The sequence below is a fragment of the Nocardia sp. NPDC046473 genome, from assembly GCF_040645995.1.
Classification (GTDB): domain Bacteria; phylum Actinomycetota; class Actinomycetes; order Mycobacteriales; family Mycobacteriaceae; genus Nocardia.
Window position 1 is genome coordinate 186,760 of record NZ_JBEYZJ010000011.1, and the last position, 25,530, is coordinate 212,289.

Genomic DNA, 25,530 nt, shown 5'->3' on the forward strand with positions numbered 1-25,530 from the left:
CCCCGACCGCTGACGGAGGTCTTGCCTGTTCACACCCGTCGCACGGTGACTCCTGCGGCTTCCAGTGCGTCGGTGTCTTCGGGCCGAGCGGACGTGTCGGTGACGACGGCGTGCAGCGCGGTGGCCGGGGCGGCGAAGGCGAGGGCGGTGCGGGAAAGTTTGGCGGCTTCCGTGACGGCGATGACCCGGCGCGATGAGGCGATCGCGGCGCGTTTGACGGCGGCGTCGTCGAGGTCGTAGGCGGTGAGTCCGTCGGTGACATTCAGTCCACAGCAGCCGACTATCGCGGTGTCGAAACGCAAGGCGGACAACGAGGCAAGGGTCAGCGGGCCGGTCAACGCCAGCTCGCCTGGGCGTGGCTTGCCGCCGGGCACCAACAGGGTGAGTAGCAGTGCGCTGGTGAGTGCGTTGACTGCGTGTAGTGACAGGGGGAGCACGGTCAGTCGGCGGTGTTCGAGCGCGCGGGCCACTTCCAGGCAAGTGGTGCCGCTGTCGAGGACGACCGACTCGCCATCGGCGATCAGGTCGGCGACCTCGGCGGCGATGCGTCGCTTGATCTCCAGTCCCTCGTGGGCGCGCATGCCGAAAGGTGGTTCGTCGCCGCGCAGCAACAGGGTGCGCGCGCCGCCGCGGTAACGCTCCAGCACGCCCTGACCGGCCAGGGTCTCGAGGTCGCGGCGGATGGTCATCTCCGAGGCGCCGGTGCGTTCGGCCAGTTCCGCCACTGCGAGCTGGCCTGCTTCGCGCACGGCATCGGTGATCTGCTTCAGTCGGTCTACGCTCGCCACACTCGCTATTGAACATAGTTGGTGTTTGAAAGTCAATATTTCGAACATCTAATCTGACCGATATGTTCGGAAGTATGCACAGTTCGTTACGGGCCGCTCGACTGGCCACGTTCGCCTATTTCGCGTTGAACGGCTTTCTGATCGGGATGTGGGTCGTGCACATTCCGGCCGTCGAGCGTCGGGTCGGGATCGGCCATCCGACGCTCGGCTGGCTGTTGCTGCTGCTCGGCGCGGGGGCCTTCGTCGGCATGCGGCTGGTGGGTCCACTGTCCGATCGGTTCGGTGCCCGCATCGTCGTCCCGGTCAGCGGGGCGCTGTGTGCGGTCGCGGTCGTGCTGCCCGGGCTGTCCACGAGTGTCTGGACGCTCGGGGTTTCGCTGCTCGTGCTCGGCTTCGGGAACGGTTGCTTGGACGTTGCGATGAACGCGCACGCCGTCCAGGTCGAGCACGGTTACCGACGGTCGGTCATGTCCGCGTTCCATGCCACCTACTCGCTCGGCGGTGTCGTCGCGGCGCTGGTCGGTGCGCGCACGCTCAGTTGGGGTTGGAGCGCGGCGACCGCGCTCGGCATGGCGGCGCTGCTCGGTCTGGTCGTCGCGGCGCTGGGCGCGCCCGCGTTGCTGCGGCCCGAAAAGTCGCGCCCTGCTGAGGGATTCGTGAACGGGGAGCGGCGGTCGACGCCTCGGCGTATCTGGGTGCTGGCCGGTATCGCGCTGCTGCTGATGCTGTGCGAAGGCGTTGCCAATGACTGGAGCGCGCTGCACCTACGCGATGTCCTTGCGGCACCGGCTGCCACGGCTGCGTTGGCATACGGCGCTTTTGCCACCGCGATGACCGTCGGCCGGCTGGTCGCCGACCGCGTCGCCACTCGCTTCGGGTCGGTGGCGATCCTCCGTTACGGGGCGGGGGTGGGGGCGCTCGGGCTGACGATTGCCGCGCTGTCGCCGTGGATTCCGCTGGCCCTGATCGGCTGGACCGTGTTCGGCGCCGGGCTGTCCGGGTGCGTCCCGCAGCTGTTCAGCGCCGCGGGGCACGCGGATCGAAATGCCGCGGGCGCCAACGTCGCTCGCGTCGCCGGGCTCGGCTACCTCGGCGTGCTCGCCGGACCCGCCATCGTCGGACCGCTGACCCACCTTGCCCCGCTGAACATCGTCCTCCTGCTGCCGGTGGCGTGCTGTGTCGTCGCCGCGGGGGCGGCCAACGTACTACGCCCACAGTCTTCTTCGGCGGTGGTTCCGGCCGCGCAATCCGACAGTGCCGACGGTCGCGGTGCGCTACGGTCATGACCATCGCTGTTATCTGTAACTCGTGGTGACTCATTCCCGCTTGGCCACAACGATCATGCCGACCATCCGCGCCGTCGCCACTGGATCACGAAGGGCTGATTTCCCATGGGCAGCAACGACATCGACGTCACTGGCAAGCGGATCGTCATCACCGGCGCCACCAACGGCATCGGCAAGGAGATCGCGCGGGCGCTGGCTCGTCGCGGCGCGAACCTGACACTGGTGGCCCGCAACGAAACCAAGGCGGCGGCGACCGCCGAGGAACTCGAATCAGAACCAGGTGCGCAGGGCCGCCCCGATATCGTCACCGGCGATCTGTCCGACCTTGCCTCGGTCCGGCGCGCGGGCGCGGAGATCCGTCATCGCTACGCCGGCATCGACGTGCTCATCAACAATGCGGGCATACACGCGCTGTTCGCGCGCACGACCGTGGACGGCTTCGAATCCATGACGGCGACAAACCATCTCGGGCCGTTCCTGCTCACCAATCTGCTGCTGGATCAACTCATCGCGGCCGCACCGTCCCGGATCGTCATCACCGCCTCGGAAGCCCACCGCAACGGCGGCCGCCCCGACCTCGACCATCTCGGCGAGCCACGCCACTTCGGACCGATCGGCTCGTTTCGCGCTTACGGGCAGTCCAAACTGATGAACATCCTGTTCACCCAGGAACTCGCCCGGCGACTCGACGGCACCGGGGTCACCGTGAACAGCTTCTGTCCCGGCGCCAACGCCACCGGCCTCATCAGCGACGACCGCCGCATCGCGGTCCCGTTGAAGGCGCTGGCGCGCACCCGAATCATCAGACGACCAGAAGTGGGCGCCCGGACCGGCATCGATCTGAGCACCGACCCGAAGCTGGAAACCACGACAGGCCAATTCATCACCTCGACTCCCGGCCTGCACCTGCTCCCGCCCGTCGCATCCCGTCGCGACACCGACTACCAGCACAGCCTGTGGCTCCGCAGCGCCGAACTGGTCGGCCTGTAACGGACTTCGGTCAGGCAGCGAGCAACGCGCGGGCATTGCGTACCTCCGGTATCCCGATTGCCTTGGCGGCCAAGAGGAATGCCGTGACACCGATCAGCGTCCCCGCCGCGAGTGTGACGAGGTGTTCGACGCCAGGATCGGGCACCAGATGGCGGGTGACGGCCATGATCGCCAGGCAGGCCCACCCCGCGGTGGCGGTTGCCCAGATGACGCGCGTGAATGTCACCGCGACGCTGGAGAATCCGAGCAGTCCGTACCGTCGGCGCAGCAGCACATACCCCATGATCGCGCCCACCACATAGGACAGTGAGCCGGAGACGCTGAGCATCACCACGACGACACGGTCCGGAAAAATGTTGACGGAGAGGACGACCACGGCAACCTTCGTCGCCACCATGGCCACGTTGATCATGGTCGGCGTGCGAGTGTTGTTGTTGGCGTAGAAGACTCGCATCTGCAGCATCACCAGCGCGAACGGCGCCAAGCCGAACGCGGACGACGCGATAGCTGTGCCGATCAGTCCGGCCGCCTGCGCATCGACGCGACCGGTGAACACGACGGCGGCCAGCACCGGCCCGAGCAGGCCCATGGCCATGGTCATCGGAACCAGTGCGACGGTGAGATACCGTGCGCCGCGTCCGAGATCGGCGATCACAGCGGCCTGATCGCCCATCGCTGCCGACCGGGAAATGCGTGGCATCAGCACCGTCAACAGCGAGGCTGCGAGGATGCCGTACGGAACTTGGAACAGCAGATCTGCATAGGTGTAGATGGATACTCCGTTGTGGGAGAACGCGACCCGCATCGTCACGGCGACACCCACCTGGCTGATCGCGGCGTAGGTCAGGATCCATCCGAGCACGGGCATCCCCGCACGCACCGGCCGCCAGGTGTACGGGAACGGCCGGACTCGCCACTTCCACTGGAACCCATTGCGGCGCAATGCGAAAACCACCCAAACGGCCTGCCCGACGATCCCCAGGGTGGTGCCGATCCCGATCGTGAGCACCTGCGCGGACGTCATCGCAGTGGGCGTCAGCGTGACCGGTCCCGGCAGCAGCGCGAAGATCCCGCACGTCAGCAACACGATCACGTTGTTGACCACCGGCGCCCACGCGGCCGCAGCGAAGCTGTCGCGCACATTGAGCACGGCCGTCAGCAAGACGGTCACGCCATAGAAGAAGATCTCCGGCAGCAGGAGATAAGCGAACAAGGTGGTGAGCCGCCGCTGATCGGAATCGCCCACGAAGACACGCACGATCAGCGGCGCGCAGAGCACGGCGACCACCGTGACCGCACCGAGGCCGAGCACCGCCGCCACCATCACCCGCTGGGTGAATTCCCGAGAGTGCTTGCGCCCGTGCCGTCTTGCTCGCGTCAGCAGCGGCACCACGGCGCTGGCGAACACACTGCCGAGCAGCAACTCGTAGACCATGTTCGGCAGATTGTTCGCCCCGGTGTAGGCATCGCCGACCGCTGCGGTGCCGAGCAACGCCGCCAGCAGGATCGTGCGGGTGAACCCGGTCAATCGGCTCACTACGCCGGCCAACGCGACATGACCTCCGGCCCGCGCGAGCGCACCGCCCGACGAACGCCGCCCACTCGGCTGTATCCCTTTCAGCGGGGGCGTTTCCTGGATGGCCGCCTGCCAGTTCGTCCCCAGCGGCAGCGGTTGCGTCGGTAAGTTGCCGTAGTCCGTCATGGTCCCCTGACTCGCGCTAGTCGATGGCAGCTCGGATGCCGTCCCCCTGGACAGGCCTTCGCCATGTTGCCAGAGTCCCTGAACACGCTGGTATACAACGTGATTGGGCATGTGGTGCGTCGAGAGCGGGTGAGACTCGGCGGAGCGCCCGAGTGTCGGTTAGCTCACATAGTGGGATATTTCGTAGGGATTACCACCGATCCGTGACATGGTGGTCCAGTGAGATCAAGCTTATCGACGTGATTCGTTTGGCTCATCTACAGAAAAGAAGAAGTAAAAGTAATGGCTCAAGGCAGTGTGAAGTGGTTCAACAGCGAAAAGGGCTTCGGCTTTATCGCTCAAGATGGTGGCGGCGCTGACGTGTTCGTTCACTACTCCGCCGTGTCCGGCTCGGGATTCAAGTCCCTTGAAGAAGGACAGCGCGTGGAGTTCGAGGTCGGACAGGGACAGAAGGGGCCGCAGGCCCAGGACGTCCGCGCTATCTGATCGACGTAGCGTGAAAGAGCCCCGCACCCTTTGGGTGCGGGGCTCTTGCGTTGCTCGGGACTGTCAATTCCCTTGCGCGGCAGCGGAGATCGGCTGCCACCTACGCCACAGCTCCAGCCGGGACTCGTAGTCCCTGGTGGCAATCGTGAGCGGAGCCTCGCCGAGGAAGATGCGCAACGGCGGCTCGTCCGCGTCCACCACGGCCAGAATCGCATCGCCGGTAGCGGTCGGATCACCGCTGCGCATCCCCGCACGCTGCGCGTTCCGAGCTTCTCTCGCGGCGTCGTACGCCGGGATCGGGGTGGCGTGCTTCGACGACGGGCCCGCCCAGTCGGTGCTGAACCCGCCGGGCTCGACCAGCGTCACATGGACACCGAACGACGCGACTTCCTGTGAGAGCGACTGCGAGAACCCCTCCAGCGCCCACTTCGACGCGTGATAGGCGCCGATATTCGGGAACGCGGAGATCCCGCCGATGCTGGAGACCTGGATGATGTGGCCACTGCCCTGCTCGCGCAGGATCGGCAGCGCCGCCTGGGTCACCCACAGTGCGCCGAACACGTTGGTCTCGAATTGCGCCCGCAATTCGTCCTCGGTGAGTTCCTCGATCATGCCGAACTGCCCGTAGCCCGCGTTGTTGACGACCACGTCGAGCCGCCCGAATCGATCGACCGTCTGCTGTACCGCGGCGAAATCGCCCGCCCGGTCGGTGACGTCCAACCGGATCGGCTGAAAGGTGTTGGGGTACTTGGCGACCAGGTCGTCGAGCGTGCTCAGGTCGCGCGCCGTGCCTGCGACACTGTCGCCGCGCTCCAGCGCGGCCAGCGCCCATTCGCGGCCGAATCCTCGGGAAACACCGGTGATGAACCAAACTTTGCTCATGCCTTCGCCTCGCTGGCGCTCGGCTCCGGCATGCGCAAAGCGCGCTGGCACATGATTCGCTCTCTTCGTTCGCTCATACAGCAACGGTAGCCACTTGGAGCGCACTCCAAGCAAGCGTCGTAGCGTGCGATTTTCCCGCTGTGTGAGCCAGTCCACACGATTCTCGTCCGCGCCGCCCGACGCGCCGGTATCGTCCCTGACCTGAGGCTATTCCCCTGCTCAGACCCGCTTTCCCCGCCGAGGAGGTCGCAATGCGGCGACGCATCTCACTCCACTCGCTGTGGCGCCACGTGCTGGGCGGCCTGATCCTGTGCGGCGCGTGCGTCGGCGGATCGGCCCGCTGCTACGTCGAGTGGGAGCGCGAAAATCCGGTCGACCGGCCGTCGACGGACTGCTGGGACTGGTCCGTGCCGCACCAGTGGTACGACACGGCGCATCGCCACTGAGATCACCGCCGTCGTGCGGCCGACCCGCTCCGGTGGAAGAATCCTGTTGTCCCGGTGGCTGTCTCGCTGAGTACGCCAACACGCCGACCGCCAGTGCGCAGAGTGCCGTGTCTCGGCGTCCGCGCGCGGGGACGGTAGCGCGCGAGAGGAGTCTGTATGACCGACCCCGCCGACCTACCGGCCACCGCCTTGCTGGCGGGCTACCGCGATCGGACGCTCACGCCGGTCGAGGTCATCGATGCGGTGCTAACGCGGATCGAGCAGTGGGAACCGCACCTCAACGCCCTTTACACCCGCTACGCAGAGCAAGCCCGAGCCGAGGCGGCCGCCAGTACCGAGCGTTGGCGGCGCGGCGAACCGGCTGGCGCACTCGACGGTGTCCCGCTCACCGTGAAGGAGAACATCGCGACCGCGGGCTGCCCGACGCCGCTCGGCACGGCGGCCACGGAGCTCACCCCCGCAGTAGCGAACAGTCCGACCGCCGACCGGATCCGTGAGGCGGCAGGCATCGTGGTCGGCAAGACCACGATGCCCGACTATGGGATGTCGTCCAGCGGCCTGTCGAGTTTCCATGGCATTACCCGCAATCCGTGGAATCTCGCGCGTAATCCGGGCGGTTCGAGCTCCGGCGCGGGCGCGGCGACCGCGGCAGGCTATGGACCGATCCACTACGGCACCGATATCGGCGGATCGATCCGGTTGCCCGCGGCCTGGTGTGGCGTAGTCGGTTTCAAGCCGAGCTTCGGGCGCATCCCGGTTGTTCCGCCCTATCTGGGCCGCACCATCGGACCGCTCACCAGGACGGTGGCCGACGCGGCGCTCGCGACATCGGTTGCGGCGGTACCGGATCGGCGCGATCACACCGCCGCACCGGAGCTCCGCACCGAGTGGGCCGCCGCCGCCAGGCCGCTCGAGCTCTCGGGTGTCCGGATCGGCCTGATGACCGAGGCGGGCACCGGCTGGCCGGTGGAACCCGTGGTCAGCGCTGCGGTCGGTAACGTCGCCGAACTGCTGGAATCCCTTGGCGCACAGGTCGACAAGGTCGAGCCGATCATGACCGACGAGATGCTCTCCGGGCTGAACGATTTCTGGCGTGTCCGGTTCTGGTCGGAGGTCCGAGCATTGCCCGCAGCGCGCAGCGAGAAGATCTTGCCGTATATCCACGACTGGATCGCCGGGGCCGAAACACTGACCGGCGCCGAGGTTTTCGACGGCTACTCGCAGTTCGACGCCATGTCCATCGCCGCCGACCGCAGGCTCGACACGGTCGACTTCCTCGTCTCACCGACCTCCCCGGTCACCGCATGGCCGGTGGAACAGACCGCGCCGGACGGCGACCCGACGCTGCCGTTCCGGCACATCGGATTCACCGTCCCCTTCAACGCGGGCGGACACCCGGCGATCTCGATGAACTGCGGCCACGCCGCGGACGGCACCGCGATCGGCGTCCAACTCGTCGGCCGCCGTTTCGACGACGTCCGGCTGCTACAGCTGGCCGCGGCCGTCGAGCAGGCGCGACCGGCACAGGCTCCCTGGCCGGTCGCGCCATAGCTCAGCCGGTGACGCTCGGCTGACCGTTCTCGATGTGGCCACGGAAGTGGCGCTGGTAGGTCGTGTCGGTGTCGACGGTCAGCGACAGGTCGTACCAGCCTTTGCCGTAGCTGAGGGCGTTCCAGGTGTCGGTGGTGGTTTTTCCCGGTGCGATCTTGTAGGTCCACGGGCCGTCGGTGCGGTAGCTGTTGGCTTTTACCGTGACCACAGCGGGTGCCGTTCCCTTGTTCGTCATCGACAGCTGCAGTTTGTTGTCGGTGGAATAGGAGGCGGTCACTTCGAGCGGGGACGTCGAGGTGCCCGTCATCCGCCAGAGGAAGCGGTTGGGGCCGTGAATGGCGATGCCGTATTTCTTGTCGGGATAGCTCTGCACGTTCCAGGTGTCGGAGACCGTGGCCCCCGATTTCACGTCGTAACGCCACGGTCCGTCCGTACGTCCGTCGTTCCGATATGCGGCCAATTGAATATCGGCGGAGCCGGTGTTCCGGAAGGTGGTGGTCAGCGCGCCGCCCGCAGCCAGGGTTGCGTTCGCCACGGGGGCGTAGGGCAGGGGACGGGCCGGCCTGGTGCCCGCTTCCTGCTCCGGCGGGTGCTGGCTGCCGATGGCGGGCGGCGTGGGCCGGGGCAGTTTGCTCTGGGTCGCATCGGCTTGGGCCCGAAGGGCATTGGCGTCGGGCAGCATCGGCACCGTGGTGTTGGCCTTGCCGAAATCGAAGCAGCCGGTGAGGTCGCCGCAGATGGATCGGCGCCAGGCGGAGATGTTGGGTTCGTTCACGCCGGTCCACTTCTCCAGGAAGCGGATCACCGAAGTGTGGTCGTGCACTTGCGAGTTCACCCAGCCGCCACGGCTCCACGGCGAGATCACCAGCATGGGCACCCGCGGGCCGAGACCGATGGGCTGGCCGTTGACGTACTCGCCCGGCGTGCCCGGCGGCGCCATCGGCGGCGGCACGTGGTCGAAGAAGCCGTCGTTCTCGTCGAAGTTGATCAGCAGGGCGGTCGAGTTCCACAGACTCTGATTGCCCCACAACGCTTTCAGCACGGCCTGGGTGTAGGCGGCGCCGTCGACGGGGCGGGCGGCCGGGTGCTCGGAATATCCGTAGGGGGCCACCACCCAGGAGACCTGGGGGAGGCGATTACCGGCGCAGTCGGCGATGAAGTCGGTGAGGACGTGGTCGACGTTCTTGCCCTGCCCGGAGTCCGGCTTCCAGTTGCCGGCGCCGAATACCTTGGCCCGCGAGGCGAGTTCGGTGTTCTTCGGATCGTGATAGGCGTCGAACAGCCACAGCGGATTGTCGCCGTAGTCGCCGACGAAGGGGTGGCCGCCGTCGTCGCCCACCTCGTCGTTGGCGTAGACCTTCCAGCTGATCCCCTTGTCCAGCAAGCGTTCCGGATAGGTGGTCCAGCGATAGACGGGCTTGTAGTCGGCCGGGTTGCTGATCGCCGGACCGCCGTATTGTCCTGCGGCATCGACGGTTCCGGTCCAGTGATAGAGCCGGTTGGGTGTGGTCGGCCCGAGGACCGAACAGTAGTAGTGGTCGCAGACGGTGAACGCGTCGGCGAGCGCGCGATGGAACGGGATGTCGGCCTCGGTGAAATAGCCCATGGCCATCTCGCCTTTCGCCGCGGTCCAACCATCGCTCCAGCCACCGCGCACCGCGCGATGCTGATCGTCCCAGCCGTGCGGCAGATCGCCGAGGTCCTGGCCGTCGACCACCTTGGTGTCGACGTGGAACGGCAGCAGGTAGCCGCCGTCGGATCGGCCCGGGTCCGGCTGGTAGTAGACGTTGCGGCCGTCCGCCTTGACCACGACGCTCGCGTCCGCGAGCCCGCGCACACCGCGCATCGTGCCGAAATAATGGTCGAACGAACGGTTCTCCTGCATCAGGATCACCACATGTTCGACATCGCTCAATGTGCCCTTGCGGCTCGGCGCCGCGAGGGATTCGGCCATGCCGGCGGGCAACAACTGCAGCCCACCACCCAATGCTGCCGCGCCGAGCGCCCCACCGATGAATCGCCGCCTTGGAAAACCAGAATCTACGTCGGGCACAGCATTCCTCTCGATACGACATATCACTGACGTGCAGAGTGAAAAATGTTCGCTTGCTATAGCCACCTGCGATGTTGTGGGTCGGAGGCAACTGGGCAATGAACATGCCGTAACTGGGAACCGAACTGGCGGGAGCCAAGCGGTAGAGGCAAAATCCCGGTTAATCGCCGACAGACGCCGGAAGAACATACCGCCCGGGACGACGTCCGGGGCGACAGCGGCCCTGCGGCAGGTTTGGGCCGCGACCGCGACCGGGTTTTCCCGGTCAATCTGTGGCGGTCGCGGCCAGGGGCGGCGATTGTCGCGGTTCTCGAACGTGTGGACGACTTCAGTACCGCGGCGTGTGAGCTGTGGCTACCCGTCGAACCCGCGTAACTATTCAGCGGGCAGACAGGTAGCTATCGGCGACCTTCGCGAATTCGTCGAGTTTTTCCAGGGTCTCCGATTCGGGAAGGGTGGGCAGGGTGAGGGTGAGTCGTTGCACGCCGGCCTCGGCGTAAGCGTCGAAGATCGCCGGGTCCGGCGCGGCGCCGACCACCGAGATCGGCAGATCGTTGCCGTCGAGTTCAGCCAGCTGGGCCGGTATCGCGGCCGGGTCGGTGACGGCGAGGGGGATCCAGCCGACACCGTGCCGGATCGCGCGCTGTGCCGCGACCGCGCCACCACCGACGAAGATCGGCGGATGTGGCTGCTGCACGGGCTTGGGCCAGGCGTAGATCGGGTCGAAATCGATGAAGCGGCCGTGGTATTCGGCGAGGTCCTTGGTCCAGATCTCGCGGATGGCGGCGATCTGCTCATCGAGCAGCGCGCCGCGGGTGCGCGGATCGGTGCCGTGATTGGCCATCTCCTCGCGATTCCAGCCAGCCCCGACCCCGAACAGCAAGCGGCCGTTCGAGATTCGGTCCAGCGTCGCCGCCTGCTTGGCGGTGTGGATGGTGTCGCGCTGGATCAGTAGGGTGACGCCGGTGCCGACGATCAGCGTCTGGGTGACGGCCGCGACGGCGGCGAGGGTGACGAACGGATCTTCTGTCCGGTAATAGATCCGCGGCAGGTCGCCGCCGGCCGGGTAGGGGGTTTCCCGGCTTGCCGGAATGTGCGAATGCTCGGCCAGCAGTAGCGACTCGAACCCCCGCTCCTCCAGTGCCACACCGAGCTTCGGACCGCTGATGCCTTCGTCGGTAACGAAGGTGTTGATACCGATCTGCATGTGCTGACCAACCGCCGACCTAGCGCCGGATATTCCAGCATGAGGGATTCCGCGCGGCGTGTCAGCGCAGCTGCACGACGTGATCGACGGCGAATCGGCGCAGTCGTTCCCATGCGGCGGCCGAAGTCGGTGAGCAGCGCCGCGAAATCCTGCACGCGCACGGGGGCGGAGGTCCGGTCAGCGGTCCGAAATCTTCCTGTTCGGCCCTGGTCAGAGGATTCTCAGCGGGATAGCCGTCGGGTCCGATGCGCCGAACCGGCGGCCTCGAAACCAAGACTGTGCCAGGGGGTTTGATGAGTGCGCTGCCGAAGCCTGTGCCCCAGCGGCGAACCTTCGGACCGGAGCTTTCGGTCATCGACGGTATCGGCGCGACGTTGACCGGGACGCACCCGTTGACGGTGGTGCTCGCCGATGACCACGCGGTGGTCCGGGCCGGGCTGCGGTCACTGCTCACCTCCGTCGACTGGATCACCGTGGTCGCCGAGACGGGCTGCGACGGCGCGTTGCGCGAGGCGGTGCTGAACCGGCCGGACGTGCTGATCCTGGGCCAGTGGCGACAACCCGAAAGCGGTGCCGTCATCAGCGAATTGGCGCGCTGTGCGCCGGGCGTCGCGGTATTGGTGTTCAGCGTCGCCGAGGACGACGAGTCGGTATTCGCCGCGATCCGGGCCGGCGCGGGGGGTTATCTGCGCAATGCCGCGGACCGCGACGACCTGTTGCGTGCGATTTGCGCGGTCTCCGCGGGCTGGGTGGTGCTCAGCCCGCACATCGCCGGCAGGCTCGCCACCATGCTGGCCACCCCCATCCGGCACACTCGCCCGTTCCCGGAACTGACCACCCGAGAATTCGACGTACTCACCCTGGTCGCCGCCGGACTGCCGAATGCCGCCATCGCCGCCGACCTCGACTTGGCGCCCAAAACAATCAGCAACAACCTGTCCCGCATCTTCACCAAACTCGGCGTCGCGGACCGCGCCAACGCAATCGTGCGCGCCAGAGAAGCGGGCCTGGGATGAGGACACGACCGCCACGGGTGGCGCCGACTGTCGGTTGTTCGACCGACATGCGTACCTGCGGTATGTATTCCGGTGTAGAGTTCAACTACTTTCCTCGGGTCCCGAAGCGCGGCTCGCTGCATATTGGTGCCGTCTCTGGAGTTGTGCATGCCGATGAGTAGCGATAAGACCGATTTGCGCTCGGCGCGCAAAGGTGCGGAATACGGGCTGATTGCGGCTGCGCCCGGCCTGAACGGCGGATCGGGCAAGCTGGAACCGGATCTGGTGTGGCAGTGGGTGAAGTCCATGACGGCCAGCCGGGTCACCACGCAGCGGCTGGGCGGGGAATTCCCGACGGTGTCGCCGAATGTGATCCAGGCCGCCGTCGCGCAGGCCCGCGCCGAACTACACCCGCTCTTGGCCGACTCGCTCACCGAAATGACCGAATTGCTTGCGCGCGAACGAATCCAGCGCGCGATGCGCACGGTGAACGGTCGACTGAGCTGAGAAAGCCGCGGGCTCGGCAGGGCAGATCCAGGTCTGCACGGCCGAGCCCGACTCGGCGTTTCGAGTGGAGTTACATGCTCGCCTTCTTGTAGGCGTCCACCACCTCGGCCGAAATCCGCCCGCGGCTCGAAACATCAATACCCTTCTGGCGTGCCCATTCACGGATGACACCGGTCTGCTCCCGCCCGGCCGACGGCTGCGAGCGGCTGCTCGTACCGCGCGGCGCGCGACCGACCTTGCGGGCGGTCGGCGTCCACTCCGCGAAAATGCCGCGGAGTTGCTTGGCGTTCAATGCCGACAGATCCATCTCGTAGGCCACGCCATCCAAGGTGAAGTGCACTGTTTCTTCGGCCTGGGACTTGCCGTCATAGTCGTCGACCAGTGTCACAACGACCTTGCGTGCCATGGAGTTTCCCCTTCGTAGATGCTCGAATGTGTAGAAGCGACAATCGTAGACCTTCGGAACAAACGCGTGGACTTCGCGGTGTCGGAGTCCGAACAATCGAACTGATGGGAACCTCTCTGTGGCCGACACGCCGATGACCGACGCCATCCGTAGACACGACCCCGCCGTGCGCGGATTCGCCAGCGACAACAACGCCGGGATACACCCCGAGGTGCTCGCCGCGCTGGCGCTGGCCAACGGCGGTCACCAGATCGCCTACGGCGGGGATGATTACACCGCCCACCTCCACAACGTCTTCGCCGGCCACTTCGGTGAGTGCGCGACGGCCTATCCGGTCTTCAACGGCACCGGCGCAAATGTCGTTGCGCTACAGGCACTGCTGCCGCGGTGGGGCGCGGTGATCGCGGCCGAAACCGCGCATATCAACATGGATGAGTGCGGTGCGCCGGAGAAACTCGCCGGAATCAAGATTCACACCGTGCCGACTCCCGACGGCAAATTGACCCCCGAACTGATCGACCGCCAGGCCTACGGGTGGGGCGACGAGCACCGGGCCCAGCCGTTGGCCGTGTCGATCACGCAGAGCACCGAACTCGGTACCGTGTACACCGCCGACGAGATCCGCGCGATCTGCGAGCACGCCCACGAGCGTGGCATGCTCGTGCACGTCGACGGCTCTCGGCTGGCCAACGCGGCCGCCTCGCTCGGGGTGCCGTTGCGCGAGATCACCACGGATGTGGGGGTGGATGTGCTGTCGTTCGGCGGCACCAAAAATGGCCTGCTGCTTGGTGAGTGCGTTGTGGTGCTCAACCCGGACGCCGTCCGTGACCTCGTCTATCTGCGCAGGATGTCGATGCAGTTGGCCTCGAAGATGCGTTTCGTCTCGGTGCAGTTCGAGGCGTTGCTCAGCGGTGATCTCTGGCTGCGCAGCGCCGCGCACGCCAACGCCATGGCCAAACGGCTCGAGGCGGTTGTGCGCGGCATCGATGGCGTGCGGCTGGTGCGTCCGGTCCAGGCCAACGCGGTCTTCGCGATCCTGCCGCGCCCGGTGACCGAGCGGCTGCAGAAGCGGTATCGGTTCTACGTCTGGGACGAGCACACCGGCGAGGTCCGCTGGATGTGTGCGTTCGACACCACCGAGGACGATATCGACGGTTTCGCCGAGGCGATCGCCGACGAGATGAGCCGGGGCTGAGCAGTCAGCTGCGGCTGGGCGCGACGTTGGCCGGGACGGTGCGCCGGTGTGCGCGGCCGGGCAACAGGGCGTCCACCGCGAACGCGCCCGGGCCGAGAATGGCGATGAGGAAGAACGACCAGCAGAACATCACGGCCGCCTCGCCGCCGTTCTGGATCGGCAAGATACCGCTCTTGAGGTGCACGAACAGGAACGCGTACGCCATCGATCCCGAGCAGAGCAGCGCGGCGATCCTGGTACCGATGCCGAGCGTGACGAGCCCGCCCGCGACGAGTTGGATCAGCGAGGCCCACCAGCTCGGCCAGCTGCCGATCGCCGCGACGTGGCCGCCGTATGGCGCGACCGGCCAGGCGAACAGCCCGGAGAGCCCGTGGATGGTGAACGAGAGGCCGACGAGAATACGAAACAAGCCGAGCACCACCGCACCACGACCGCCCGGCGCGGGCCCGGCGTTCGCTTCGGAAGACAACAGATGCATGACACAACCTCGAATCCGGAGGGTTTCGGATGATCGGAAGCGCCACCCGTATTCATGACTACGATCCGCAGCGGTGAATTGTTCAGCAACTGGCGACGGGGACTATCCGTCGCCGCGGGTGTCCCCACTTGGTTAGCGGCCCGCCGGTACACCCGTTCTGCGGTCTACAGGCCGCCTACCGGCGTCGCTATAGTCGGAAATCGTGCTGCACCCGGACTATCCGATCGTGACCGAGCGACTCCTGCTTCGCCCCGCAACCGCGGCGGATATAGACGCCATGTTCGCCTACAAATCGCAACCGGACGTGTGCCGCTATCTGCCGTACGAGCCGATGTCCCGCGAAGCTGTGGCCGAGCGAATCGCGGGGGTGTGGGGCCGGACCGAACTGACCGAGGTGGGTCAGGGGCTCTATCTGTGTGTCGAGGAGAAGGCGTCCGGCCGGTTGCTCGGCGACGTCGTCCTGTTCTGGCGTAGCGCCGAAAACCGTACCGGCGAAATCGGATACGTATTCTCGCCGGATGCCGCGGGCCAAGGCTATGCGACCGAGGCGGCGAGTGCGTTGCTGCGATTGGGCTTCGAAGGACTCTCGCTACACCGCATCATCGCGAAGCTCGACCCACGCAACCACGCCTCCGCCCGCGTCCTGGAGCGACTCGGCATGCGCCGCGAAGCACTGCACCTACAAGACCTGTGGTTCAAGGGCGAGTGGGGCGACACCTTGATCTACGCGATGTTGGAACAGGAGTGGCGCGGTCAGAGTGTGCGACAGCCCGAGTCCGAATCCCTGACAACGTCGGCTGACTGAGTCTGCTCGCCGGGGCGGAACCGGATTACCTTGGTAAGGGTGCAGATTGCGATTGTGCTTTACCCGGGGATGACAGCTCTTGATGCGATCGGGCCGTATGAAGTGCTGCGGTGGGTTCCGGACTCGCGGATTCGATTCGTCGGGCAGGAGATCGGCCCGATCATTGCCGACAGCGGTGTACTCGCGCTGGGCGTGACGCACACCTTCGAGGAGACACCGGCACCGGACATTGTCCTGGTGCCCGGAGGTGTGCCGTTGGCCGTTGCCGCCGACGCCACGTTGCACGCCTGGCTGCGCAAGATCGACGAGACCACCACGTGGACGACCTCGGTGTGCAGCGGAGCGACCATCCTCGCCGCCGCGGGCCTGCTCGACGGTCGCCCCGCCACCACGCATTGGATGGCGCAATCGGGTTTGGCGGCGCTCGGCGCAAAGGCTATGCGGGACCAGCGTGTCGTCCACGACGGGAAATACGTCACGGCGGCCGGTGTGTCCGCGGGGATCGACATGGCGCTGTGGTTGCTCGGCGAAATCGCGGGCCAGGAGCGAGCCGAGACCGCCCAGCTCCTGATGGAATACGACCCCAAGCCACCCTTCGACGCGGGCCATCCGAGCAAGGTCTCCGACGCCTTCCGCCGCAAAGCAATGGTTGAGATCGCCCGCTACGGTGCCGACTCGGCCGGTGCCGGGATGCTCGTCGCAGAGACGATCGCCGTGCCGAAACTGTTGTGGCAGCAGACAATCAGGCGTATCCGCGCTCGCTGGAGCAAGTAGTCCCGGATCGATCGGATGATGTGATCGAAATCGGGTTGTCTCGTCGCGGTGGTCGCTGAAACACTGGCTTGATCGAGGGGAGGGTTCGGGGTGTCCGGATCGATGCGAATTCTGGTCTGCGGCGGCGGTATCGCGGGTAACGCGGTCGCGCTGCAGTTGCTGCGCGCGGGCTTCGACACGACGGTTGTCGAGCGTGCCGCCGTGGCACGGCCCGGCGGTCAAGCTGTCGACCTGCGCGGGCCGAGCCGCAAGGTGGCCGAACGGATGGGGCTGCTGCCCGGCATCCGGCGACGTCAACTCGATGAGCGCGGCATGGTTTTCGTCGACGAGCGCGGCCGTCAGCGGGCCAGCATGCCCGCCGAGATGTTCGGGGGCGAGGGGATCGTCGCCGAAATCGAGATCACTCGTGGGGACCTCAACCAGGTGATGCTCGACGAAATCGCCGCGCTCCCAGCGGAATCCGGTGCACTCGAGTACCGCTACGGTGACTGGGTCGAGGACCTGGACCAGGATGCCGACGCGGTGCGGGTGCGCTTCGCCTCCGGCGCCGAGGCCACCTTCGATCTCGTGATCGGTGCGGAAGGTTTGCATTCGGCCCTGCGCGCGCGGGTATTCGGCCCGCACGAGCAGTTCACCGAATACCTCGGCGCGTACATCGGATTCTTCACCATCCCCACGCCGCCGCGGACGATGCTGGAAACCGGTTGGGTCGGTGTGCATATCGTGCCGAGCGGCATGGTCGCGGTGCGACCCGATCCCGACCCGGCGACCTCGATGGCGATCATCTCGGTCCGCATGCCTGCCGACGACGGGCTGCGCGGCGATATCGCGGCGCAGCAGCGGCTGATCCGGGATCGGTTGGCCGGCAACGGCTGGGTGGTTCCGGCGATTCTGGACAGCATGGCCGAGGCGCCCGACTTCTACTTCGACGAGGTGGCTCGGGTTCGGATGGCCAAGTGGTCGCGCGGCCGGGTGGTCCTGCTCGGCGACGCCGCCTACTGCGGATCGCCGATGACCGGGATGGGCACGGCGCTCGCGCTCATCGGCGCGTACCTGCTTGCCGGTGAAATCGCCGAGACGCCAACCGATTCGGCGCGGGCGTTCGATCGGTACGAGGAATTGCTGCGGCCACTGGTGACCGAGGTGCAGAAGGGCACCGAGGCGGCGGTGCGACTGCGGCATCCCACCACTGGCCGCGGCGTCGCGGTCGCGCTCACCCTCGTGCGAATACTGGTGTCGCGACCGCTGCATCCGCTGCGGGTATTGATCACCCGGTTGATCGGCGCACGAGGTGAATATCCGTTGCCGGACTATTCGAGCGTCGCCGCCCGCTGATCCGCCCGCAGCCTCGGCGATCAGCGTCGATGGATCTCGAGTGCGGCGCGGACGCCGCTTTCCAGGGCGCCTTCGATCCATGCGGTGTTGAGGCTGGTGTGGTCGCCGGCGAAATGTACTCGGCCTTCGACTGTTCGGGTGGCGTTGTGGTGTTCGTGGAGCTGGCCGGGGGTGGGGATGGCGGCTTCGCCGAGGGCGTAGCGGGCGCGGACCCAGCTCTGGGTGCGGCCGACGCCGGTGAATTCGGAATCTACTTGTGCGCCGAACAGTTCGCGCATTCCGGCCAGCGCGAAGTGGATGCGTTCGCCCTCGGTGAGGGAGTCCCAGCGCATCGCGTCGTCGGCGAACGTGTAGGAGGCGAGCACCACGCCGCCGTCGGAGCCCTCGACGTGTGACGGGAAGTAGAGGGATCGGCTCGGCCCGTCGGTGACGCAGCGGCCGCCGCGGAAACCGGTCGGGCCCTGCTCCCAGAAGCGACTCTTGAACTCCAGCAACACTTTTGTGGCGGCGTCGTGGTGCAGTTCGATGATGGCGCGGCGCTTGTCGTAGGACAGTGGTGGGTCGAAGGTGCAGAACCGGGCCGCGGTGAGCGGGATGGCCACGAGCGCGTAGTCGGCGTCGAACGATTCGGCCGGTCCGGTCGGTTGACCGTCGGAGGCTTCGTCGCCGGTCTCGCCGGTGGTCCAGATCCGCACGCCGTGGTCGGTCTGTTCCAGCCGGGTCATGCGCTTGCCCATCAGGATGGCTGGTCCGAGTCGCTCGGCCATGGCATCGGGGAGCGACGCCATGCCGCCCGCGAGCTCCCAGTAGGTGGCATCGGACGGGATCATGGTGTGGTCGACGAACGGGAAGATGACGCTGTGTCGCACTCGGGCGGTGACACTTTCGAGGGTGCCGACGGACTCGATGCGTTCCTTGGGCCAGCCCTGTTCCAGGAGATAGCCGCGCAGGGAATGGTTTTCGTAGGTGGACAGCAGTTGGGTCCAGCCCTCGACCTGGCGCTCGATCGACTCGTTCTGCAGCACTTGGGTTTTGCGCAGCGCGGTATCGAGGGCCGCACTGCTGGAGGTCGTCAGCCGGCAGCCGAAGCCCGCATGCACCGCGCCCGGGTTCGCGGTGTATTCGGCTCGGGTGACGGTGGTCCCGTTGGCTCTGATCAGCCCGCGCCCGGCGACGGGCGGCGGCACGTACTGTTGCTTCGGCCCGTTGGACCACTCCTCGCCGGTGCAGGAGCGGTAGAACACGGGAGGCGTTGGCGGCGTGCGGGTTTCCGTGAGCACGTCGGAGCTGTAGAACGGCCTGCGCCGCACACCGAGCTTGTCTGCGAGCGCCAGCGCCATCGGGTGCACGCTGGACAACCGCATCGCCCCGGCCTCGGCGTAGAGGGCGGGATCGGTGAAGACGCCGCGAAGCGTCTTGACCCGCCCGCCCGTTCGATTCCCGTTGGCCTCCAACACGGTGACCTGATGTCCGGCATCGGCGAGCAGGTTCGCGGCGCTCAACCCGGCCGGACCGGCTCCGACGACCACGATCTTCTTGCGCTCAGTGGAAGCGGGCAGACCGGTATCGATGAGGACCTTCAGATACGACAGCGTGAGGTCGGCGCCGTTCTCGTCGACCCCCAGTAGCTCTCGGGCAAGCAGTTCGCTGCGGTCGCGGGAGCGATCGTCGGTGGTGGCCGGGGCGCACCCCGTCGCCGCGATCGCGCCGGAGGCGACGGCACCGGCGGCCAACGTGCCGAGCAAGCGACGCCGCGAAACCCTGCTGTCTGAAATTCCCGAAACCTCCCGAAACGAGGGGCAACGGCCCCATTTCGCCACGACGGCCGCAGACGGTACCCGAATTCTCGAGGCGCACTCGACAACTCGGACTACCGGCCGGTGGTGCGGCGATTCGCGCGCGGTTCGGTCGGGGAATGTGTGTGGCTGCGCCGCGGTTCAGGGCCGGGTCGAGTCCGCGGCGGTCAGGAGCAGGCCGGTGAGCTGGGTGATGATCGCGTCGCGGTTGTTGTCGAACTCCGGACCGGTCAATCCGGTCTCGGGTAGGCCCTCGAGTACCGGGGTGTGAATGTGCCCACCGGGCAGGTCCGCGCCCACTACGTCACGCAATAGTGTTGCGCGATAGGCGCTTTCGTTGGAGAGGTAGCTGCCACCGCCGCCTGCCCACGCGGTCGAGTCCGCCGGCGGGCCATCGGGCATCGGGACGCCGGGTATGGCCGGGACACGGCAGTCGGTGATGACAGGCAGTGCGGGAAAGAACGGCAGCAGCGCGGTATCCACCGAAGTGCGCACCTTGACCGGGAACCGTCCGGGAACGGCGGCCATCTCCGGCAGCGGCAAGGTCGATCGAGTCCACTGCGGTGCGGTACCCGCGGCGGCGGTATTGGGCACGCTGCCGAGGTAGCAGACGGATTCGTTGTCGGCCTTTCCGCCGCGCCAGGCGCCGTTGTTCTGCTCCAGGTCGAATTCGCCCGGGCTGCCGACGCTGAGCGTGGCGAACAGGTCCACCTGGTCGGCGCCGTCGGTCAGGAACGGCCGTAAGGTCTGTTCGACGACGCCGTTGCCGAAGTCACGCCAGCGGACCGGGAACATCGCGGTGGCGAATTCGACACGGCCCTGCTCGGTGTTGACGACCTTGCCGTTCAGCGCCAACGCCGTTGCACCCGAAGGGTTTCCGCCTCGGATGTCAGAGTCCAACTTGTAGGGGTCGAAACCGGTGATCAGAACATGCCGCGTAGTCGAACGGGGTGTCGAGTAGGCGATGGCATCCTGGCCACGACCGGTCCGATCGATCGCCGCGACGATGTCGCCGCGTTGCTGTGCCGACAATCCGAACGATGGCTTCCACTGTTGCACCGCAGCGACTTCGGCCAGCCGAGCCCAATACAGCGGCCGATCGTCACTGGCGGATAGTGCGCCGCTCGGTTGCCTGCCCTGGGCCCGGTCTACCCCGTGACGCCACAGCTTTTTCGCATCACTGGTGGCCAGCGCAACCGCCGACGGGTAATCCGCCGTCGAACAAAGGTCGGACACGAACGACTGCACGAGGTCGGTGAAGCCACCACCGTCGATCAAATCGGCCGGTTCCGGCCTATTCAAACGTGCTTCCTCCGGCCCGACTTGAATCGACCGATCAATGCACTCGGCGGTGGGAATCCGTGCCGCGCCAACGTCATTGGCGCGACCGTCCGGCTCAGCTGTAGCGGGAACACCGATTACGGACATCGCGGTCAGCGGAACGACAACGGCAACCAGCGCACTGGCTGACCACGACCTCATCATTCGATTTTCCTTCCGATTGGTAGAGACACCGAGTGCAAGTCAGGCTAGAGCCGGGCAGGCGATGCCACAAGCCGCCGATGCCCCACTCCGCCGCCGCAGTTGCTGACTCAGAGCCCCAACGGATGGGACGACAGCCATTCGGCATGCCGGGAGCGCATCCGATCGCGCTCCTCGGTGGTGCTCAGGATGACGTCGGCTCCGCCATCGTAAGGATGGTAGATCCGCTGTAATGCGAGGTCGGTGATCAGTACCCCGGAGATGACATCGTCCGCGACGGTCCGCAGCAATTCATCGAGACAGCCACGCTCCCAAGGGGTTTGGCTGACGTAGAAGTGCGTGTACGTCAGATACTCGGGATCCGGCTCTGTGCAGAAGGTCGTCCAGTACGTGGCTCGTTCCGGGTGCCAGCGCGCAGCCGGGTGGGGATGCGTTGGCGGCAACGGGGTGTCGGACCAGTCCACTGTGATGACATAGACGACTTCGCCGCCGAAGAGCTCGTCCAAGACTGTGTTGTACCGGTCCAGCACGACCGCATACTCGTCTTCGGTATCGGCATAGCGCTTGGACTTCGGCAAGCTGTGAAAACGCACCCACCGCTCCGGATACGCATACCTCAACGCATGAGCAACCGGCGGCCCCGCCACCCACCGCTCTTCCCAGCGTCGCAGCAATTCATCCTCAACCACCAGTCCACGCTAGCCCGCAGCCTGCTCGACCGCTGCCGCAATTTCCATGGCCATGAAGACGTCATCGACGTAGCGGCCTTCGAGTAGGAACTGGCCGACGAGCCTGCCTTCGACGTGATAACCGCTGGCGAGGTAGAGCGCCTGAGCGGCGGTGTTCGTGCCGAGGACTCGCAGGGTGATCCGGCGAGCGCGGCGCTCGATTGCCAGTTGCCTGGCGGCGTCGAGGAGTAGGCAGCCGGCATCGGGCACGGCCGCAGTCTCACGTAGTAGCCCAGCCATGCCCACTGATCTTTGTCGTCAGCTGCCCTGGGGGGACAAGCGGTTTCGCTAGCGTGGCAGCTATGAACGCTGCGACAGTTGCGGCGCCCCTATCCGGTCAGGCTGGGTCGTTGACGAGGTGGTGGTAGGCGGTGTCGAGGGGGATGTCGACGGCGAACCAGGCTGCGGGGCGGTCGTCGTCGCGGGGGCACCAGGCGGAGGCGATGCAGAGCCGGGCCACTTCCGAGGTGGACAGGCCGGGCAGGTGCCAGGCGATTCGAGCCGGATCTGTGTAGCGCACACCGTATTCGGTAGTGCTGTCGTCGTTGCTGGCCCGCAGCGGGCGTGCCCAGCTGGTGGGCATCAGCCTGCCGTCGGCGGCCTGCATGGCGAGCAGTTCGGTGTCGGGGCCACCGATCGACACCATGAAGTCCGCGTTCTCCACGCTCACGGCGGCGAGGCATTCGCCGGAGTCCTGGCCGCCGTAGACATCGACGGGAATGTCGGTGAGCTCGGCCGCGATGATGAGTCCCGGCACCTTGGCGCGCGCCTGCACCTGCCAGATTCCGGCCCAGATCGGCACCGGCGCGCCACCGTCCCAGGCCGGTTCGTCAACGCTGCCGATCAGCAGATCGACCGTCGCGATGCGATGCCGCCACCGGTGCAGATACGAACCATTCGGCAAGCACCACAGGGTATTCGGCGCGGCCGGTAGCACGTCCGTGCCGAGCGCGACGGAGAACCCGATGGTGCCCAGCGGCGTGTCGATCACCGCTGGGCGACGATCTGCCTGAGCCAGATGGTCGGTGGGAAGCATCCGCCCATCATGCAGGTTGGCGGTCAGCGGGGGAGGGCTGCGGGTCTCATCGGACCGTGTGCAGTACCAAATCCGCGGCTGCGCGGGCGGCAACTACTCAGATGACGATGACTCGGCGCCCGCGCGTATGACCGGCATGGCTGTCGATGTGCGCCGCGGCGGCGTCGGCGAGCGAGTACGACTTCTCGACTGGGATGTGCAGCTTTCCTTGTGCGATGAGGTCGGCCGCCTCGGCCAGTGCGTCCGGCACACTCCCGGCCACGCCGGAGAATCGGACACCGAATTGCGGTGCACCGAGATCGGCGATGGAGATCACCCGCTGCGGATCGCCGGTCAGTTCGACGAGTTCGGGGAGCACGCCCGAGCCTGCCAGATCCAGCGCCCCGTCGACCGGGCCGAGCTGTCGCACCCGCTCGACCCAGCCCGCACCGTACGTCGTGGCGACGGCCCCCAGGCTCCGGAGATAGTCCTGATTCGCGGCGCTGGCCGTGCCGATCACCGTGATGCCGCGGTTGCGGGCGATCTGCAGCACCGCCGATCCGACTCCGCCGGACGCACCGCTGACCAGCAATGTCTGCCCGGGCTGCACACCGACCTCACGGATGACGCGCAGTGCGGTCTCCACCACGGACGGGTAACCGGCCGCCTCTTCGAACGACAGTCCCTCGGGCATCAGGGCCCACGCCGACAGCACGGCGAGCTCGGCATAGGTGTTCGAGCCTTCGCCGAACACGTTGTCGCCGACGGCGATTCCGTCGACCCCCGCCCCGACCTCGTCCACCACCCCGGCGGCGTCGATCCCGACTCCGGCGGGCAGCTCGAGCGGATGGGCTTGCAGTTTCTGGCCTTCACGGACCCGCCAGTCGACGGGATTCACGCCCGCCGCCCGCACGGCGATGCGTACCTGACCTGGCCCCGCATGGGGCTCCTCGGCGTCTTCGAGTCGTAGCACGTCCGGACCGCCGAACTCGGCGAAGCTCACTCTCTTCATGCGATCGAACATAACACTAACGGTTAGTGTTTAACAACGGTTAGTATTTCCTATCTGATAGCATCATCGGATGACCGAGCCGCTCGGACGCCGTGAACGTAAAAAGGCCGCGACCCGCCAGAAGATCGCTGACACCGCCCTGCGACTGTTCCTGGAACAGGGATACGACGCGGTCGGCATCCGCGAGATCGCCGCGGCGGCCGACGTAGCCGTCACCACGCTCTTCTCGCACTTCACCGCCAAAGAGGCGTTGATCTTCGAGCAGGACGAGGACTTCGAGCAACGCCTTGCTCAGGCGGTCACCGACCGCGCGGCACAAGAACCGCTCATCCCCGCGCTGCGTCGCGAGATCCACGCCATGGTGCGCCATTGCGCGTCCGACGGCGCTGCCCCGATCTGGCGGATGATCGACGAATCACCTGACCTGCGGGCGTATGAGGAGTCGATGCGGCTGCGTCATGCGGAGTCGCTGGCCGCGGCCCTCGTTGCCGATCCCGAACTGCCGCAGAGCGAGACGGCCTGCCGGACGATCGCGCGGTTCGTCGTCGACGCCCATTCGCTGGCCCGCGAGGCGGCCGACCCGGATGCCGCTGTCGACGAGATATTCCAAATGATCGAGGCGGCCTGGGAGGTTGCCTGCGCTCCTCGACATAAGCGAGGAATTAGGGCCGATCGGGCTGTGGCGAGTCGCTGACCGCTCGAGGTCGGCGCCATTGCCGAGGTGGCTATCGGGCCGAGTCCGCCGTGGCCAGTGCGGCATCCAGAAAACGCCGGACCGAACGTGGCGGTGGCGGCGTGCGCCGCCAGCCGAGGTAAAGGGTGGAATCCGGGATGTCGGGCAGTGCGCGATAGACCACATCGGGATGAGGCGCACGGTGTTCGGCGATGGCGGGCACCGCGCCGATGCCGCGGTCGGCGGCGATGAGTTCGATCCATTCGTCGAAGTTGCCGCAGGTGACGATCTCGCGGTCCGGATCGGGATCGGGCCAGCAGTCGGGAGTGGTTGTGCCCGATTGGGTATTGACGACCAGCGGGTGATGGGCGAGGTCGGCCCAGCGCAGCCCCGCTGCGTGCGCCAGGTCCGAGCGTGCGGATACCGCGAGAACTCGCTGTTCGGTGCCGATGCGACGCCAGGTGATGGCGGCGGTGGGCTGATTGAAGTTGCGGGCGACGGCGATGTCGATGGTGCCCTGGTGTAGCGCCGCGGCGGGATTGTCGTTGCGGTGCACGGTGATCTGGCCGCCGAGTTCTTCATAGCGAGCGCGGGTGGCGGCGAACCAGTCGCTCGGCAACAGCCAGGCGAAACCGACCCGGACCTGGCTGCGCGTGCGCATCTCTGCTTGCAACTCGTTGACCTCGGTCAGGATGGCGCGGCTTCGCTCCAAGAACAGCGCACCGTTGGCGGTCAGTTCGAGTTTGCGGGCGGGACGGGCGACCAGGTCGCATTCGAGGATCCGCTCGAGGTCTTGGATCGTGCGGGTCAGCGACGGTTGAGTGATATGCAAGCGGGCTGCGGCGCGCGTGTAGGTGCCTTCCTCGCACAGCGTGACGAACGCGGTGAGGTGACGCAGCTGCAAGTCCATAGTTTCAGCGTATACCGCATGCTGAGCA

General features: G+C 66.5%; 26 protein-coding genes. 12 read left to right on the forward strand and 14 right to left on the reverse strand.

Annotated elements, in window-relative coordinates; translation table 11 throughout:
* Positions 1-29: 29 nt before the first annotated feature.
* On the reverse strand, positions 30-788 hold the full coding sequence (locus tag ABZ942_RS36170) for a DeoR/GlpR family DNA-binding transcription regulator (protein WP_357390183.1): 759 nt from the start codon (positions 786-788) through the stop codon (positions 30-32).
* 74 nt (positions 789-862) lie between these two features.
* Here ABZ942_RS36170 and ABZ942_RS36175 point away from each other — a divergent pair, with 74 nt between their 5' ends.
* Together ABZ942_RS36175 and ABZ942_RS36180 are read left to right on the forward strand one after the other, a co-directional pair.
* Complete coding sequence (locus tag ABZ942_RS36175) at positions 863-2,074, forward strand: MFS transporter (RefSeq protein WP_357390185.1); 1,212 nt, start codon at positions 863-865, stop codon at positions 2,072-2,074.
* 105 nt (positions 2,075-2,179) lie between these two features.
* On the forward strand, positions 2,180-3,064 hold the full coding sequence (locus ABZ942_RS36180; protein ID WP_357390187.1) for an SDR family NAD(P)-dependent oxidoreductase: 885 nt from the start codon (positions 2,180-2,182) through the stop codon (positions 3,062-3,064).
* 10 nt (positions 3,065-3,074) lie between these two features.
* Here ABZ942_RS36180 and murJ read toward each other — a convergent pair whose 3' ends face one another.
* Positions 3,075-4,766 (reverse strand): murein biosynthesis integral membrane protein MurJ, encoded by a 1,692-nt coding sequence (murJ, locus tag ABZ942_RS36185; protein WP_357390189.1) that lies wholly within the window; start codon positions 4,764-4,766, stop codon positions 3,075-3,077.
* Between the two features lie 282 nt (positions 4,767-5,048).
* Here murJ and ABZ942_RS36190 point away from each other — a divergent pair, with 282 nt between their 5' ends.
* Positions 5,049-5,252 (forward strand): cold-shock protein, encoded by a 204-nt coding sequence (locus ABZ942_RS36190; protein ID WP_107655522.1) that lies wholly within the window; start codon positions 5,049-5,051, stop codon positions 5,250-5,252.
* Between the two features lie 63 nt (positions 5,253-5,315).
* On the opposite strand, the gene ABZ942_RS36195 is transcribed toward ABZ942_RS36190, so the two are convergent.
* Positions 5,316-6,134: an SDR family oxidoreductase gene (locus ABZ942_RS36195; protein ID WP_357390191.1), complete on the reverse strand. Its 819-nt coding sequence runs from the start codon at positions 6,132-6,134 to the stop codon at positions 5,316-5,318.
* 251 nt (positions 6,135-6,385) lie between these two features.
* Here ABZ942_RS36195 and ABZ942_RS36200 point away from each other — a divergent pair, with 251 nt between their 5' ends.
* Both ABZ942_RS36200 and ABZ942_RS36205 read left to right on the forward strand, forming a co-directional pair.
* Positions 6,386-6,580: a hypothetical protein gene (locus tag ABZ942_RS36200; RefSeq protein WP_357390193.1), complete on the forward strand. Its 195-nt coding sequence runs from the start codon at positions 6,386-6,388 to the stop codon at positions 6,578-6,580.
* A gap of 156 nt (positions 6,581-6,736) precedes the next feature.
* Entirely contained in the window at positions 6,737-8,131 is a 1,395-nt protein-coding gene (locus tag ABZ942_RS36205) for an amidase (protein ID WP_357390195.1), read from the forward strand.
* A 1-nt stretch (position 8,132) separates the two neighbouring features.
* Here the strand turns inward: ABZ942_RS36205 and ABZ942_RS36210 are convergent, their stop codons facing one another.
* Positions 8,133-10,184 carry a phosphocholine-specific phospholipase C gene (locus ABZ942_RS36210; RefSeq protein WP_357390197.1) on the reverse strand — a complete coding sequence of 684 codons (2,052 nt, stop codon included), beginning with the start codon at positions 10,182-10,184 and terminating at the stop codon, positions 8,133-8,135.
* A gap of 379 nt (positions 10,185-10,563) precedes the next feature.
* Positions 10,564-11,391: an LLM class F420-dependent oxidoreductase gene (locus tag ABZ942_RS36215; RefSeq protein ID WP_357390199.1), complete on the reverse strand. Its 828-nt coding sequence runs from the start codon at positions 11,389-11,391 to the stop codon at positions 10,564-10,566.
* Positions 11,392-11,684: 293 nt separating this feature from the next.
* On the opposite strand from ABZ942_RS36215, the gene ABZ942_RS36220 reads away from it, so the two are divergent.
* Together ABZ942_RS36220 and ABZ942_RS36225 are read left to right on the forward strand one after the other, a co-directional pair.
* Positions 11,685-12,407, forward strand: a complete 723-nt coding sequence (locus ABZ942_RS36220; RefSeq protein ID WP_357390201.1) for a response regulator transcription factor — start codon at positions 11,685-11,687, stop codon at positions 12,405-12,407.
* Between the two features lie 153 nt (positions 12,408-12,560).
* Positions 12,561-12,893: a hypothetical protein gene (locus tag ABZ942_RS36225; RefSeq protein WP_357390203.1), complete on the forward strand. Its 333-nt coding sequence runs from the start codon at positions 12,561-12,563 to the stop codon at positions 12,891-12,893.
* A 70-nt stretch (positions 12,894-12,963) separates the two neighbouring features.
* Here the strand turns inward: ABZ942_RS36225 and ABZ942_RS36230 are convergent, their stop codons facing one another.
* Positions 12,964-13,299 (reverse strand): Lsr2 family protein, encoded by a 336-nt coding sequence (locus tag ABZ942_RS36230; protein WP_357390205.1) that lies wholly within the window; start codon positions 13,297-13,299, stop codon positions 12,964-12,966.
* Positions 13,300-13,432: 133 nt separating this feature from the next.
* On the opposite strand from ABZ942_RS36230, the gene ABZ942_RS36235 reads away from it, so the two are divergent.
* A complete protein-coding gene (locus tag ABZ942_RS36235) occupies positions 13,433-14,494 on the forward strand; it encodes a low specificity L-threonine aldolase (RefSeq protein ID WP_357390539.1) in 1,062 nt (353 codons plus the stop codon).
* A gap of 4 nt (positions 14,495-14,498) precedes the next feature.
* On the opposite strand, the gene ABZ942_RS36240 is transcribed toward ABZ942_RS36235, so the two are convergent.
* On the reverse strand, positions 14,499-14,972 hold the full coding sequence (locus ABZ942_RS36240) for a DoxX family protein (protein ID WP_357390207.1): 474 nt from the start codon (positions 14,970-14,972) through the stop codon (positions 14,499-14,501).
* Between the two features lie 226 nt (positions 14,973-15,198).
* On the opposite strand from ABZ942_RS36240, the gene ABZ942_RS36245 reads away from it, so the two are divergent.
* From ABZ942_RS36245 to ABZ942_RS36255, 3 genes are all read left to right on the forward strand, one after another.
* The gene (locus tag ABZ942_RS36245; RefSeq protein ID WP_357390209.1) at positions 15,199-15,777 is read left to right on the forward strand and encodes a GNAT family N-acetyltransferase; all 579 of its coding nucleotides are present in this window, start codon (positions 15,199-15,201) and stop codon (positions 15,775-15,777) included.
* Positions 15,778-15,816: 39 nt separating this feature from the next.
* Positions 15,817-16,551 (forward strand): DJ-1/PfpI family protein, encoded by a 735-nt coding sequence (locus ABZ942_RS36250; RefSeq protein ID WP_357390211.1) that lies wholly within the window; start codon positions 15,817-15,819, stop codon positions 16,549-16,551.
* Between the two features lie 102 nt (positions 16,552-16,653).
* On the forward strand, positions 16,654-17,886 hold the full coding sequence (locus ABZ942_RS36255; RefSeq protein ID WP_357390213.1) for an FAD-dependent monooxygenase: 1,233 nt from the start codon (positions 16,654-16,656) through the stop codon (positions 17,884-17,886).
* Positions 17,887-17,906: 20 nt separating this feature from the next.
* Here the strand turns inward: ABZ942_RS36255 and ABZ942_RS36260 are convergent, their stop codons facing one another.
* The 6 genes from ABZ942_RS36260 to ABZ942_RS36285 form a co-directional block, all read right to left on the reverse strand.
* On the reverse strand, positions 17,907-19,631 hold the full coding sequence (locus ABZ942_RS36260) for an FAD-dependent oxidoreductase (protein WP_357390215.1): 1,725 nt from the start codon (positions 19,629-19,631) through the stop codon (positions 17,907-17,909).
* 192 nt (positions 19,632-19,823) lie between these two features.
* Entirely contained in the window at positions 19,824-20,984 is a 1,161-nt protein-coding gene (locus tag ABZ942_RS36265; protein ID WP_357390217.1) for a hypothetical protein, read from the reverse strand.
* Between the two features lie 290 nt (positions 20,985-21,274).
* Positions 21,275-21,853, reverse strand: a complete 579-nt coding sequence (locus ABZ942_RS36270) for a hypothetical protein (RefSeq protein WP_357390219.1) — start codon at positions 21,851-21,853, stop codon at positions 21,275-21,277.
* Between the two features lie 9 nt (positions 21,854-21,862).
* A complete protein-coding gene (locus tag ABZ942_RS36275; RefSeq protein WP_357390220.1) occupies positions 21,863-22,132 on the reverse strand; it encodes a GNAT family protein in 270 nt (89 codons plus the stop codon).
* A gap of 97 nt (positions 22,133-22,229) precedes the next feature.
* Positions 22,230-22,928 carry a hypothetical protein gene (locus tag ABZ942_RS36280; RefSeq protein WP_357390222.1) on the reverse strand — a complete coding sequence of 233 codons (699 nt, stop codon included), beginning with the start codon at positions 22,926-22,928 and terminating at the stop codon, positions 22,230-22,232.
* 97 nt (positions 22,929-23,025) lie between these two features.
* The gene (locus ABZ942_RS36285) at positions 23,026-23,919 is read right to left on the reverse strand and encodes an NADP-dependent oxidoreductase (protein ID WP_357390224.1); all 894 of its coding nucleotides are present in this window, start codon (positions 23,917-23,919) and stop codon (positions 23,026-23,028) included.
* 70 nt (positions 23,920-23,989) lie between these two features.
* On the opposite strand from ABZ942_RS36285, the gene ABZ942_RS36290 reads away from it, so the two are divergent.
* Entirely contained in the window at positions 23,990-24,613 is a 624-nt protein-coding gene (locus ABZ942_RS36290) for a helix-turn-helix domain-containing protein (protein ID WP_357390226.1), read from the forward strand.
* Between the two features lie 31 nt (positions 24,614-24,644).
* Here the strand turns inward: ABZ942_RS36290 and ABZ942_RS36295 are convergent, their stop codons facing one another.
* Positions 24,645-25,502 (reverse strand): LysR family transcriptional regulator, encoded by an 858-nt coding sequence (locus ABZ942_RS36295; protein ID WP_357390228.1) that lies wholly within the window; start codon positions 25,500-25,502, stop codon positions 24,645-24,647.
* Positions 25,503-25,530: the final 28 nt, after the last annotated feature.